We start from the raw sequence: 15,610 nt of genomic DNA, 5'->3' as shown, positions 1-15,610 counted from the left end.
ATTTATTTTAGATGAAATGTTTAGCTAAATTATATAGACGTAAATGTCACTTTGATGCAAATTTACTTATTGATGTACCTCCTTTAGTACGTAGAATTTATTTGCAACGAGGTATAAAAACTTTACAAGAATTAGAACGTAGTGCACATCACCTACTTTCTTGGAAAGGAATAAGAGGTATTAACGATGCTGTTGTTCTAATATACGATATGTTAAAAACAAGCAGCCGTATAATTGTAGTAGGTGACTTTGATGCAGATGGTGCTACCAGTACAGCTTTAGTAGTACTAGCATTACGTAGTATGGGAGGAAATGTTGATTATATTGTACCCAATCGTTTTGAACATGGTTATGGTTTAAGCCCTAAAATAGTTGAGTGTGTACGTATACGCGGTGCGGATATGATTCTCACTGTAGATAATGGAATAGCATCTCACGCTGGTACAGTTGCTGCACGTCAACAAGGAATTTTAGTAGTAATCACAGATCATCATCTACCAGACACAACATTACCTATAGCTAATGCAATTGTCAATCCCAACTTAAATAGCAACCTTTTCCCATTACGCTCATTAGCTGGAGTTGGTGTAGCATTTTATTTGATGTTAGCCCTTCGTGCATATTTGCGTCAAAAAGATTGGTTTAATAATTTTCGAACTGAACCAAAATTAGCAGAATTACTTGATTTAGTAGCAATCGGTACTGTAACAGATATAGTACCACTTAATTCTAATAATCGTATCTTAGTATGGCAAGGATTAAATCGTATTCGTTCAGGCAAAGGAAGGATAGGTATTAATGCAATGTTAAATATTGCTAATATTAATAAAAGTCAGTTAGTTACTAGTGATCTAGGTTTTGTTATAGGTCCAAGAATTAATGCCGCAGGACGTCTAAATGATATATCAAGTAGTATAGCTTTACTTATTACAAATGATATTAATAAAGCATATATATTAGCACATCAACTTGACATGCTTAATAAAACACGAAAAAAGCTCGCACAATTAATGCAACATGAAGCTATGATAATGTGTAATTTATTAAAAGATAAATACGGCAATTTACCACATAGTTTAATTTTTTACGATCCTAAATGGCATGAAGGAATGGTAGGTATTTTAGCATCTTGGTTAAAAGAACGTTTTTATCGTCCAGTAATTGCATTTGCTCCGGGAGAAAAGGGAATTTTAAAAGGATCTGGACGTTCGATTGTTGATTTACATTTACGTAATGTACTTGTACAAATTAATAAATTATTTCCTGGATTAATAATCAAATTTGGTGGTCACGCAATGGCAGTAGGTTTATCAATAGAACAAGTAAAATATGAACAATTTTGCCAATGTTTCACTGAAATAATTAATGAATATTTGCAAAACAAAGTATTACAACATATAATTTGGTCGGATGGAGAATTAGAAACATGGCAATTTTCTTTACATACTGCAGAGATGTTACGTGATGCAGGTCCTTGGGGACATGAATTTCCAGAACCTACGTTTGATGGTCAATTTGAGCTACTAAAACAACAGTTGATATGTAATCAACATTTAAAAGTTCTACTGAAACCTATTGGTGGTGGACCTATATTAGAAGGTATAAATTTTAACATTGATCCCTCAGTATGGCCAAATAAAAAGTTACATTATGTAAAAATAGCTTATAAATTAAACATTAATAATTATGGTGGTAATCAGTCTTTACAATTAATCATCGATCATATTTGGTCGTAGGTGCATCTAATAATTTTACTAGTTATTACCTTATGATATATCAATATTTATTTATAGATTTTATCTATTATTTCTAATAAATCTAAAAAGGCTAAAATAGCCATGTTTGAAATTAATTCCGCAAAAAGTCGTATTCAAGAACTTATTCGTCATATTAATCTACTTAGGAGGAATCTTTGACTACGATATAAAAAAAGAACGACTTGATGAAGTCAATAACGTATTAGAACAAGTAGATATTTGGAATAAATACAAATTAGCTCAATCTTTGACTAAAGAACATGCTTTTTTAAAAGAAATAGTACAGACAATAGATGATTTATATCAAGCTTCACAAGATATACAACAACTAATAAATTTAGCATTAGAAACAAATGATATAGAAATTTTTAATGGTGCTGTTAAAGAACTTTTTCTTTTAGAAACCAAATTAGAACAATTAGAATTTCATCGCATGTTTTCTAACGAACATGATAATGCCAATTGTTATATGGATATTCAATCTGGTTCAGGTGGAACTGAAGCTCAAGATTGGACCAGTATGTTATTACGTATGTATTTACGATATGCAGAATATAAAGGATTTAATACAGAAATTATTGATGAGTCTGAGGGAGAAATTGTTGGTATAAAATCTGTTACAATTAAAATTAAAGGTAATTATGCTTTTGGATGGTTACGAACTGAAACCGGAGTGCATCGTTTAGTACGTAAAAGTCCTTTCGATGCTAGCGGACGTCGTCATACTTCATTTAGTTCAGTTTTTGTCTATCCAGAAATAAATGATATGATTAACATCAAGATCAATACATCTGATATACGTATAGATGTTTATCGATCATCTGGTGCTGGTGGACAACATGTAAATAAGACAGAATCTGCTGTACGCATTACTCACTTACCTACTAATATCGTAGTTCAATGTCAAAACAGCCGTTCTCAGCATAAAAATAAAGAACAAGCCTTTAAACAATTAAAAGCTAAATTGTATGAATATGAAATACAGAAAAAAAATATAAATAATCAAGAAGAAGAAGACAATAAACCTGAGATTACCTGGGGTAGACAAATTCGTTCTTACGTTCTTGATGATTCTCGTATTAAAGATTTACGTACTAATATAGAAAGTCATAACATACAAGAAGTACTGGATGGTAATCTTGATAATTTTATTAAAGCAAGTTTAAAAGATGGAATATTAAAGAACCAACATTAAGGAATTAAGATGTTGAAAGAATCATCTCACAATACTAATATTGTGCTTGAATTAACTAATGAACTAAAGATACGTCGTGAAAAACTCAAAAATCTACGTAATTATGGTATAGCATTTCCTAATAATTTTCGTCGTGATATGACATCTAAGCAACTACATGTTATTTATGATGAAAAAAGTGATAACGAACTAGAAAACTTAAATATTTTAGTAAGTGTAGCTGGACGTATGATGCATAAACGTATTATGGGCAAAGCTTTATTTATTATATTACAAGATGTAGATGGTCGTATTCAGTTATATGTAACGTGTAATAAGTTAGTAGAAAATATATATAATACACAAATTAAAAAATGGGATCTAGGTGATATTTTAGGTGCTCGTGGAAAAGTATTCAAAACTAAAACCGGTGAACTTTCTATTTATTGTACTGAATTATATTTATTAACTAAATCATTGCGACCATTACCAGATAAATTTCATGGTTTGACAGATCAAGAAACTTGCTATCGTCAACGTTATCTTGATTTAATCATGAATGAACATTCTCGTAATGTATTTAAAATACGTTCAAAAATAATCAATAATATACGTAACTTTATGATAAAACATAATTTTATAGAAGTAGAAACTCCTATGATGCAGATGATTCCAGGAGGTGCTTCTGCTCGTCCATTTATTACACATCATAATGCATTTAACATGAATATGTATTTACGTATTGCACCTGAACTATATCTAAAACGCTTAGTTATAGGAGGTCTTGAACGTGTATTTGAAATCAATCGTAATTTCCGTAATGAAGGTATTTCTCCTTACCATAATCCAGAATTTACAATGATGGAACTTTATATGGCATATGCAGATTATGAGGATTTACTTGCATTATGTGAGAATCTTTTACAATTTTTAGCTAAAGATTTATTAGGTACCACGGAAATACCTTATGGAAAAGAAGTTATTAGCTTTACTAAACCTTTTCAAAAATTTACTATGATTGAAGCAATTACAAAATATTTGCCTAAAATAAATTGTTCTGATCTAAAGGATTTTAATAAAACTAAGTCAATTGCAAAATCATTGCATATTAAAATTGAGGAAAATTGGAAAATAGGGCGTCTCATATCAGAGATTTTTGAAGAAATTGTTGTAATACATTTGATTCAACCAACATTTATAATTGAATATCCTACTGAAATTTCTCCTTTAGCACGTTGTAATGATAAAAATCCAGAAATTACAGATCGTTTTGAATTATTTATAAATGGTCATGAAATAGGTAACGGTTTTTCTGAATTAAATGATTCGGATGAACAGATGGAAAGATTCAAAAATCAGATCAATGATAAAGCAGCAGGTGATGATAGTGCAATATTTTATGATGAAGATTACATTACCGCTTTAGAGTATGGATTACCACCTACAGCTGGTCTTGGTATTGGCATAGATCGTTTAGTTATGTTATTTACCAATAGTCATAATATTAGGGACGTAATATTGTTTCCAACATTGCGTCCAGATAATAAATGATATTATCTTTATATATAAGATATATTTATTAGTTATCAATATTCTTATATTTTATATTATATTAAATATTTTTAAATCTTTATCTGTTTCTATGTAATAAATATATAGATTTGAAATCTTATTTATATTTTAAATAAAGTATAAATCTTAGATTAGATAAAATTTTGAGTTAAATATTATAATTTAATAGTTGTAAGATTTGTCAGCTGCAATAATTTTAGTTTTAATTTATATATAATGTTAATTTGATTTTTACATATAACCTATGAGTATATATTATATGATTTTATATATATAAATATATCTTTTAATATATTATTTAAAATATCCATATTAGTTATATTATAAATATATAATCTTATATGTAATAAAGTAATTATTTATGTTTTATTATTTATATGAAGATAAAACTAATAACTCCTTGTACAGTTACGATTAAATTATATATATAATTAAGTGATAACATTTTACAGGGATAATTCAATGCCACGATCGCTTAAAAACACTGAAACAGCACTTAATGCTTCGAATTTATTATTACTTACAAAGTATTATTCAGGTCCATTTTGGGCATATGATTCTGCAATTATTCATGATTGTATCAAGCAACTAAGTATATTTGATATAGTTCGTTTTGCACAAAAGGCTTGTTCTAATATTCATATTTTAAAATTAATGCGCATAGCTGGCGTTAAAGTTGACTCAGTATCTTTAGGTGAAATTGAACGTGCATTAATTGCTGGATATAAAACTAATAGTGAAGATATTGTATTTACATCCGATTTAATCGAACATTCAACATTGATACGTATTGCTGAACTTAAAGTACCGGTCAATGCTGGATCAATAGATATGTTACGTCAATTAGGGTCGATATCACCTGGTCATAGCGTATGGTTACGTATCAATCCTGGATTTGGTTATGGACATAGTCAAAAAACTAACACTGGTGGAGAAAATAGTAAACATGGTATATGGAATAATGAAATACCTGAAGCATTAAAAATTATTAAAAAGTATAATTTACGTTTAATAGGATTGCATATGCATATTGGTTCTGGAGTAGATTATGAACATTTACAATATGTATGTAATGCCATGATACAACATGTAATACAACTCAATCATGATATATCAATAATTTCAGCAGGAGGTGGTTTATCTGTACCTTATCGTTTTGGAGAAAAAAAGATTGATACAAGACATTATTTTAATCTTTGGAATGATGCACGTGAACATATTGCTATATATCTTGGTCATGCAATACAATTAGAAATTGAGCCAGGACGTTTTTTGGTAGCCGAAGCAGGTGTACTTGTATCGCAAATTCGAGCAATCAAACAAGTAGGACAAAGGTATTTTTTGTTAGTAAATGTAGGTTTTAACGATCTATTAAGACCATGTATGTACGGGAGTTATCATCATATTTCTATATTACCCGCAGATGGACGAATATTAAATGAATACAAGATGATAAATTATATTGTAGCTGGTCCATTATGTGAATCTGGTGATGTATTCACACAGCAGGAAGGAGGTATCTTGGAATCTCGTATATTACCTATAGCACAAGTAGGTGATTATTTGGTTTTTCACGATACTGGAGCTTATGGTGCATCAATGTCCTCAAACTATAATACTCGTCCATTAATTCCAGAAATTTTATTCGAAAAAGAAGGTATAAGAGAAATTCGCCGCTCTCAAACAATACAAGAATTATTAGAATTAGAGCTAAATAGTGGTAGTTTACTATGTAAATAATATTAGTTAATACTTTAATCTTATCTTATATGTAGATGTACGTCTATTAATCGTTACTTTTAAAAATCACAATATTTAATTTTACTAAGATATTTTCTTTATTTAATTAATTTACATTTTATTAAAATAAAACTTGATTTAATATCAATATGTAAATATTGTGTAATTCTATTAACAAATAGAATTTTTAGATTGTATTAATACAACTTAAATAATTTTAATTATGTAATTTTTATTACATCATTTAAAATTAACTTGAATTAATAATCCAATTAAAGACGCTTTAATATCACGATTTAATGTAAGATTATTATCTTAATGTATTAATTTAATTTATATCAATCATTTATAAAATAAATACATCAATTTAAAAACTTATAAATATTAATGTTTTTATTAGTATATAAATACTCTTGTAAACATGCTTGAATTTCCTCAAAAACTTAATTTTTTAACCATAAACTTCTTAGTATTACTTGTTAATATAATTTATACTTAAAGAAAAATACATTTTAAAAATAAAATTTTAGTTATTATATTATAAATTTATATGCAATAAAAATATAAGATATTAAATTATTTAAAATTTAGTGTTGAGGTAGATAAGTGATTAACACTAATGGTTATCGCTTAAACATAATCATTGTAATTTACAATGATTATGGACAAGTATTATGTGATAAGCGCTTTAAAAGGCATTCTCGGCAGTTTCCTCAAGAAGGTATTTATCTAGGATAGATAATGTCATAAACTATATATCGTAAACTATTTGAAGAAATAGGTTTATTTCATAACAAAATTCAAATAATTACTTGTATTTACAATTGACAAAGTTATAAATTTCAAAAATATTTTATAAGAGTAAACATAATACTAATATGTAGTGTTCAAACAATTGATTTTTATAGTTAACTTGCAATAGTACAGAGATTAATGTTTACGATAAAAAAGTCAAATTTTAATGATTTTCAATGGGTTAATTTGTGATATTCTATACATCAAATTATTTTTTTAAAATTGATGTACATAGATATGTTATGAAGAAGTTTGCTCATATAAATATATTTATGCCATAAATTATATAACATTGTATTTAGAAATGATCTAACATGATAATCTATAAGATATTTATTTTTGTCAAAAAATATTTTTTATAAATAGAAAATCAATATTAATTTAACTTAATGTTCAATTAATATTGATTATTAATAGTAAATTATAAAACAATCTAATTTTAAGCTGTATCATTTTTATGAAGGTCATTCATAATAAAGTAATTATAATAATATAAAATAATAAATAATGATCATTGTAATTTAACTATCAATAAGATATATTATATACTGGCATTTTAATTAATTACTTTAATAATTATGCTTTTAACTTTATTATCTCAGGAGATTTTAGATTTATCATCTTTAATAATTACTATAATAGTATAATAGTATAATATATATATATGGAAATATTGATTGAATAATTTTGATTTAACTATTTAAAATATAAATTTAAAAAATTTTTACAAATATGAACATTAATTATATTTTATTCCCTCAATTAAATCCGGTATTTTTTAAATTTGGCCCGATATCACTTCACTGGTATGGATTAATGTATTTATTGGGTTTCATTTTTGCTATATGGCTAGGGTTATCTCGTTGTAATAAATATAATAACGGTTGGTCAAACCATGAAGTAAAAGATCTTTTATATTTTAGTTTTTTAGGGGCATGTATTGGAGGACGTATCGGATACATTGTATTTTACAATTTACCATTTTTTCTAAAACATCCATTATATTTATTTAAGGTGTGGGAAGGAGGAATGTCGTTTCACGGTGGTCTTATAGGTGTTATTGTAGTTATATTATGGTATTCATATAATACAAAACGTAATTTTTTTCAGATATCAGATTTTATCGTTCCTTTAGTTCCATTTGGTTTAGGAGCTGGTCGACTAGGCAACTTCATCAATGGTGAATTATGGGGTCGTTTAGCACCAAATTTTAAATTTGCCATGCTGTTTCCAACAGCACATATCGAAGATATGTTATTTATTAATCAAAATCCGCAATATGAATATTTACTAAATACATATAAGATGCTACCGCGTCATCCTTCACAATTATATGAACTTTTTTTAGAAGGGATTGTTCTTTTTATTATTCTAAATTTATTTATTCGTAAACCTCATCCATTAGGTAGTGTTTCTGCTTTATTTTTAATTAGTTATGGGATATTACGTATTATAGCTGAATTTTTTCGACAACCAGATTTACAATTAGGGCTATTAGTCTGGGGTATCAGCATGGGTCAAATTTTGTCAATTCCCATGATTGTATTTGGTATTATTATAATAATTTTATCGTATCAACATCGTTTAAATTAAGCATTTTGAGAGGTTAAATGAAAGAATACTTAAGTTTAATGCGATATGTATTAAACGAAGGAACAGAAAGATGCGATCGTACAGGCACGGGGACAATTTCTATTTTTGGATATCAAATGCGTTTTAACTTAAAAAATGGTTTTCCGCTTCTCACAACTAAAAAAGTACATCTTCACTCCATTATTCACGAGTTATTATGGTTTCTTAAAGGTGATACTAATATCAGTTATTTAAAAAATAATCGTGTCACTATTTGGGATAAATGGGCTGATAAAAATGGTGAACTTGGTCCAGTATATGGGAAACAATGGCGTCATTGGAGCAATGGAGTAGATAAAGAAATTGATCAAATTGCTAATGTAATTAATCAACTTAAATATACTCCAAATTCACGTCGTATTATTGTCTCTGCATGGAATGTTAGTGATTTAGATAAAATGATGTTATTTCCTTGTCATGCTTTATTTCAATTTTACGTAGTCAATGGTCAGCTTTCTTGTCAGCTTTATCAGCGATCTTGCGATGTATTTCTTGGTTTACCATTTAATATAGCAAGCTATTCGTTACTAATACATATGATTGCCCAACAGTGTAACTTTGAAGTAGGTGATTTTATTTGGACGGGAGGAGATACGCATTTATATATAAATCATTTACAACAGGCTAAACAACAGTTAATGCGTGAACCTCGTCCATTAAGTAATCTTAGTATTCAACGTAAGCCCATGTCTATTTTTGATTATAAATTTGAAGATTTTAAGATTAACAATTATGATCCCCATCCAGAAATTAAAGCACCTATCTCAGTTTAACCGAATTGTACTAAAGATTATTAAGGTTTATAACTAAATCTTTTTTATCGATATATATTTATATTAATTATTGTTACTTAACATATGTATAAATTTTTTATTTACATGTTTTTACAAAATTTTATCTTCCGTGAATTATTAAGGTATAATATTTAGTAAATTAATTTATTTAAAATAAGATCAAACAATTCTATTAAAACAAGTTTATGTTTAGAATTTATCATTCAAATCATCTAGATTTATTAAAAGATTTAGCAGTAAGATTAATGACAATTGAACCGCTTTCCGATCCTTTTATAACTGAACAAATAATAGTGGAAAGTAGTGGTATATCAGAATGGTTACAACTAGAGATAGCAAAGCATTTTAATATTGCTTCTAACATTAATTTTTTATCACCATCAAGTTTCATTTGGGATATCTTACATAAATTAATACCTAATCTTCCGGAAGAAAATAGATTTACTAAAATAAATATGACTTGGAAAGTAATGCATAAATTACCACTTTTTCTTCAAAAAAAAGAATTTTCTTTGCTACGAAAATACATTGATAACGATGATGATAATCGCAAATTATATCAATTAAGCGTACGTATTGCAAATTTATTTGAGCAATATTTAATATATCGTCCTGATTGGTTAATAAATTGGGAAAAAGGATATTTAATTGATGGTCTAGGTAAAGCACAGAATTGGCAAGCGTTATTATGGCGAGATCTAATTAGTCAAACTAATTACCAAAGTAATCCAATGTTACATACCGCTAATCTTTATCAAAGATGTATTGAAATATTAGAACGTATGGACTCATTGCCATCTAATTTTCCTAAGCGAATATTTATTTTTGCTGTTTTAACTTTACCTCCTATTTATTTAAAAATTTTAGAAAAACTTAGTCGTTATATTAATATTCATTTTTTGTTTACTAATCCATGTCGTCATTACTGGGCAGATATTGAAGATTATACTTTTTTAACTAAGGTTAAAAACCATGAATTATCTTTAAATAAAAACACCTCATTATTTACTGATAGAGATAAGGAATCTAACTTTTTTAATAAATGTAATAAGCAACAACAACTAAGTAATCCACTTTTAGCTTCATGGGGAAAAATAGGAAGCGATAGTATTTTTCTACTTAATCAATTAAATGTGCCAGTTGACGATATTTATGCTTTCGTTGATGTGCCGCAGGATAATTTATTACATGATATTCAATCCGATATATTAAATTTAAATACTAATGTAGCTATAGGGATTGATAATCATCATCTTAGTGTATTAGAACATAGTTCTACTAAACGTTGCATAAATTCTAATGATAGATCAATCACTATACAAGTCTGCCATAGTATCCAACGTGAAGTTGAGGTACTACAAGATTATCTTTTATGTGCTATGGAAACAGATCATGAACTAAAACCACGTGATATTATTGTAATGGTAACAAATATTGATAAGTATACTCCATTTATTCAAGCAACTTTTTCTAATATGACAGATGAACGTTATTTACCTTTTACGATTTCACATCATTGTACCATTCAAAAATATCCTATAATATTAGCATTACTTAATTTAATGAAAATATCAGAAAGTCGTTTTACTGCTGAAGAAATATTAGGATTCCTAGAAATTCCTGCAATAGCACGAAAATTTTTAATTACCGAAAATAATTTATGTTTATTACGACGCTGGATAATGGAATCTGGTATTCGATGGGGATTTGATGATACTAATGTTAAAGAATTTTCATTACCAAGTACTGGGAAACATACATGGATTTTTGGATTACAACGTATGTTACTCGGTTATGCCATGAATAGTAATAATGGAGATTGGCGAGGTATTTTGCCATATGATGCTTCTCATGGATCAATAGCTGAATTAATTGGTTATCTTGGTGAATTCTTATCCTCCCTTGAACATTTACGTGTACGTTTGTCTAAAAAACATACACTTCATGAATGGCAATCATTATGTAATGATCTAATCAATACTTTTTTTATTAGGAATGTAGAAACGCAAGAGGTATTTTCATTATTAGAAATGCAATGGAATAATATTATTGAAGAAGGAATATGTTCTTATAAAGAATCTATTCCTATTTCATTACTTTATAATGTATTCTGTAACTCCCTTAATGAACAACGTATTAATCAACAATTTTTTACAGGATCCATTAATTTTTGTAGTTTAATTTCAATGCGTTCAATTCCTTTTAAAATCATTTGCTTATTAGGAATGAATGATGGTGTATATCCACACATACATACACCTCTTAGTTTTGATTTAATGAAAAAAAATATACGTAAAGGTGATTATAGTACTCAAGGAGATGATCGTTATGTTTTTTTAGAAACGTTTCTTTCAGCTCAGAATAAATTTTATATTAGTTATATCGGTCGTTCAATCAAAGATAATACTAAACTTTATCCGTCAGTGATAATCGAAGAGCTTATTGATTATATTTCCCAAAATTTCTATTTAATAGGTGATGAACAATGTACACTAGAGATTAGCGAGCAACATATACGTAATCATCTTCATACTTGGCATAGTCGTCTACCTTTTGCTGCAGTAAATTTTCAAATAGGCAAATATAATCAAAGTTTTGCTAGTGAATGGCTACCTACAGCTATACATAATAATTTAACAACATTAAAATTTGTTAAATTATTACCACAATTATCATTAGAAACATTATTATTAGAGCAATTATTAAAATTCTGGCAACATCCAATACGTGCTTGGTTTCATCAACGATTAAACGTTCATTTTGAAATATCAAAAGATATTTTGATCCCAAATAATGAATCTTTTTTATCCAAAAATTTACATTTATTGCAAATAAAAACTCAATTACTGAATGCATTAATAGCAGGTGTTGACACGCAACATATTTATTTACAACATAGTTTAGCTGGAAATATACCTTATGGTACATTTGGAGAAATTTCTTGGCAAAATATAAAATCAGATATGCAAAAGATAGCCTTAAAAGTTAGAAATCAATATCAAGAAAATGCAGAAACATGGGAAGTTAATATAGAATTGCATCAAATACAATTGATTGGATGGTTAACTCAAGTACAAAATGATGGTTTACTAAGATGGCGATCTCATTTATTAAATATAAAAGATGGTTTGCTATTATGGTTAGAGCACTTAGTATATTGTGCATTAGGTGGTAAAGGAACAAGTCGTATATATGGACTTCAACAAAGTGTTTGGTGTTTTAAACCATTAACATCAGTTAAAGCAAAAACATTTTTGAAAAAATATATAAATGGATATCAAATTGGTATGATGAAACCACTAATGTTATTAAATAAATGTGGTGGTGCGTGGTTAGATATTAGCTTTGATGTAAAGTCGCGTCAGTTAATAAAAAATAAAATAATTCAAAAAAAAGCGATCAATAAACTAAGGCAAGTTTGGTATGGTAATTTTAAAGTTAAAGGTGACGGTTCTGATCCTTATGTACAGCGTTTAAGTCGCATGCTAAATGATGACATCATAGAAGAAATTATTAATGCTACTTGTCAATGGTATTTACCTATTCTTCAAATGACTCAAGATAAATCAGATGTTCTATAAAACATTATATAGAAAATATTAAGCATTAATATGTTTATTTTATCTAATAGTTAATTTATTAATAATATTTTCCATGACTGATTAAAATATACCGATTAATTATACGAGTTTATTAATAATGAATCAAGTCGTTAATGTTTTAAATCCTATAACATTTCCTCTATTTGGAGAACGTTTAATAGAAGCTTCAGCTGGAACTGGTAAAACTTTTACCATTAGTTTGCTCTATTTACGTTTGCTACTTGGGTTAGGTGAACAAAATTCCTACTATCGTCCTTTATCGATTGAGGAAATTTTGGTTGTAACTTTTACTGATGCAGCTAGTACTGAGCTACGTGAACGCATTCGTGAAATTATTCACGAATTACGATTAGCTTGTATTAATGGTTTTAGTAATAATTTAATGATAATGGAATTACTAAAACATATTATACATCCTGCTGATGCTTCTTTATTACTTTTAAATGCTGAATATCAAATGGATAAAGCTGCTATTTTTACTATACATGGTTTTTGTCGACGTATACTTAACCTTAATATTTTAGAATCTGGTGTCTTATTTGAACATCAATTGATTGAAGATGAAGAATTCTTAATAAAAGAAGCTACTAATGATTTTTGGCGACGTCATTTTTATCCATTGACGTTAGATATAGCAAAAATCATTGCAGAAGAGTGGTCTGATCCTGAACAATTATTTAATACGCTACTTCCTTGGTTTAAAAGAAATACAGCTCTATCAGATTTAATACATTATGATATAGCAGAAACTTTTACTTCACAACATAAAAAAAATCTAATATATATTAATGATATTAAAAGATTATGGTTACTATTAAATGAAGAAGCTTGTTCATTAATTATAAATTCCCATATTGATCAACACATATATAATAGTAAATATTTAAATATATGGATAAATAAAATTTCGTATTGGGCACAAAGTAATACTGATAATTATCATATACCATCTGAGTTAACACGTTTTAGTCAAATTACATTAGAAAAAGAAACTAAAAAAGGAATAGCTCCTTATCATAAGCTTTTTTTAGCTATTGATAAATTTTTAAAACAAAATATTTCATTAAGAAAACTAATTATTACCCGAGCATTAAAAGAAATAAGTGAAACAATACAAAAAGAAAAACAATTAAGATCATTAATTAGTTTTAATGATTTACTTAATAAATTAAATGAATTACTACAAAAAACTGATGGAAATCAATTAGCAGAAAAAATTCGTCAAAAATTTCCTGTAGCTTTAATTGATGAATTTCAAGATACCGACCGAGTACAATATAATATTTTTCGTAAAGTGTATATGAATCAACCAGCACATACATTAATTATAGTAGGTGATCCTAAGCAAGCCATCTATTCTTTTCGCGGTTCAGATATTTTTACTTATATTCATGCACGTAATGAAATAAAATCTCATTTTACGTTGAATACTAATTGGCGTTCTTCACCTAAAATGGTTCAAAGTATTAATAAGTTATTTTCACGTGTAAAATTACCGTTCATTTTAAATGATATTCCTTTTTTACCAGTACAATATTCATCCTTAAATGAAATGCTAACTTTAACTCTAAATAATAAAGTGCAAGCAGCTTTGAGGTTTTGGGTTCAACCGGGAGAAGGTAATAGTATTACTGATTACTATCAGTATATGGCACAACAATGTGCAATGAATATTAATTATTGGTTACAGGCTGGTCAGCAAAAAAGAGCGTTACTTGGAACAAAAAAACAAATATTAAAGCCTATTCAAGCCTCAGATATTACAGTATTAGTACGTAATCGTAAGGAAGGCAATTTAATTCGAGATGCACTTAATCAACTACGCATTCCATCAATTTATCTATCTAATCGTGATAGTGTTTATGCTACATCTGAAGCAAATGAATTACTGTATTTATTGCAGGCAATATTGTCCCCTGAAAATAAATCTAAGCTTTGTACTGCAATGTCAACTTCTTTATTTGGTATAAATGCATTAAAACTTGAAGAATTAATTCATAATATCTATAAATTGCATGAAATCATCGATATTTTTTATGGATGGTATTTAATATGGCAGAAACATGGTATACTAGCAATGATACGTAAGTTTATCATTGACCGTCAACTAATTCAAAATTTATTATCAGTCGAAGACAGTGAACGTCGAGTTATTAATTTATTGCATTTAGGCGAGTTGTTACAAGAAATAACGTATAAAATAAATAACCCTCAAGCTCTAACCCGCTATCTTGCACGACAAATATCATGTTCTAATAACCAATTAATTAATCATCAAGTGCGTGTAGAAAGTGATTCTCATCTAGTACAAATTATTACGATTCATAAATCTAAAGGATTACAATATCCATTAGTATGGTTACCTTTTGCGTGTGCCTTCCAAAAGAAAAATAGTGAATCTTATAATTATTATAATAATTTAAATCCGATCTTAAATCTAAAAGATAATAACACTGATATGTTATCTAATCAAAATAGATTAGCAGAAGATTTACGTTTATTATATGTAGCATTAACACGTTCAATTTATCACTGTAACATAGG

Annotated in this window: 9 protein-coding genes; all 9 read left to right on the top strand. The window is 27.7% G+C overall.

Going from position 1 to position 15,610, the window contains the following annotated elements:
* The first annotated feature begins 11 nt into the window (after positions 1-11).
* Positions 12-1,736, top strand: a complete 1,725-nt coding sequence (gene recJ / locus FD727_RS03370) for a single-stranded-DNA-specific exonuclease RecJ (RefSeq protein WP_159938750.1) — start codon at positions 12-14, stop codon at positions 1,734-1,736.
* 102 nt (positions 1,737-1,838) lie between these two features.
* A protein-coding gene (gene prfB, locus FD727_RS03365) for a peptide chain release factor 2 (RefSeq protein ID WP_159938749.1) occupies positions 1,839-2,952 on the top strand; the annotation gives its coding sequence in 2 pieces (ribosomal slippage) (positions 1,839-1,904 and positions 1,906-2,952; 1,113 coding nt in all).
* Positions 2,953-2,961: 9 nt separating this feature from the next.
* Complete coding sequence (gene lysS, locus FD727_RS03360; protein ID WP_159938748.1) at positions 2,962-4,482, top strand: lysine--tRNA ligase; 1,521 nt, start codon at positions 2,962-2,964, stop codon at positions 4,480-4,482.
* 483 nt (positions 4,483-4,965) lie between these two features.
* Positions 4,966-6,243 carry a diaminopimelate decarboxylase gene (gene lysA, locus FD727_RS03355; protein ID WP_159938747.1) on the top strand — a complete coding sequence of 426 codons (1,278 nt, stop codon included), beginning with the start codon at positions 4,966-4,968 and terminating at the stop codon, positions 6,241-6,243.
* Positions 6,244-6,849: 606 nt separating this feature from the next.
* Complete coding sequence (locus tag FD727_RS04100; RefSeq protein ID WP_255454577.1) at positions 6,850-6,981, top strand: hypothetical protein; 132 nt, start codon at positions 6,850-6,852, stop codon at positions 6,979-6,981.
* Positions 6,982-7,770: 789 nt separating this feature from the next.
* Positions 7,771-8,631 (top strand): prolipoprotein diacylglyceryl transferase, encoded by an 861-nt coding sequence (gene lgt / locus FD727_RS03350; RefSeq protein WP_159938746.1) that lies wholly within the window; start codon positions 7,771-7,773, stop codon positions 8,629-8,631.
* 17 nt (positions 8,632-8,648) lie between these two features.
* Positions 8,649-9,443, top strand: coding sequence for a thymidylate synthase (gene thyA / locus FD727_RS03345; protein ID WP_159938745.1), 795 nt, complete (start codon positions 8,649-8,651; stop codon positions 9,441-9,443).
* Between the two features lie 206 nt (positions 9,444-9,649).
* Positions 9,650-13,045, top strand: a complete 3,396-nt coding sequence (gene recC / locus FD727_RS03340) for an exodeoxyribonuclease V subunit gamma (protein WP_159938744.1) — start codon at positions 9,650-9,652, stop codon at positions 13,043-13,045.
* A 118-nt stretch (positions 13,046-13,163) separates the two neighbouring features.
* Positions 13,164-15,610 (top strand): exodeoxyribonuclease V subunit beta (gene recB / locus FD727_RS03335; RefSeq protein ID WP_159938743.1); only part of this gene is annotated, 2,447 nt, incomplete at its 3' end.

The organism is Pantoea sp. Mhis, from assembly GCF_009830015.1.
The sequence above is the reverse complement of the archived record's forward strand: the minus strand, read 5'-3'. Positions and strand labels throughout refer to the sequence as shown.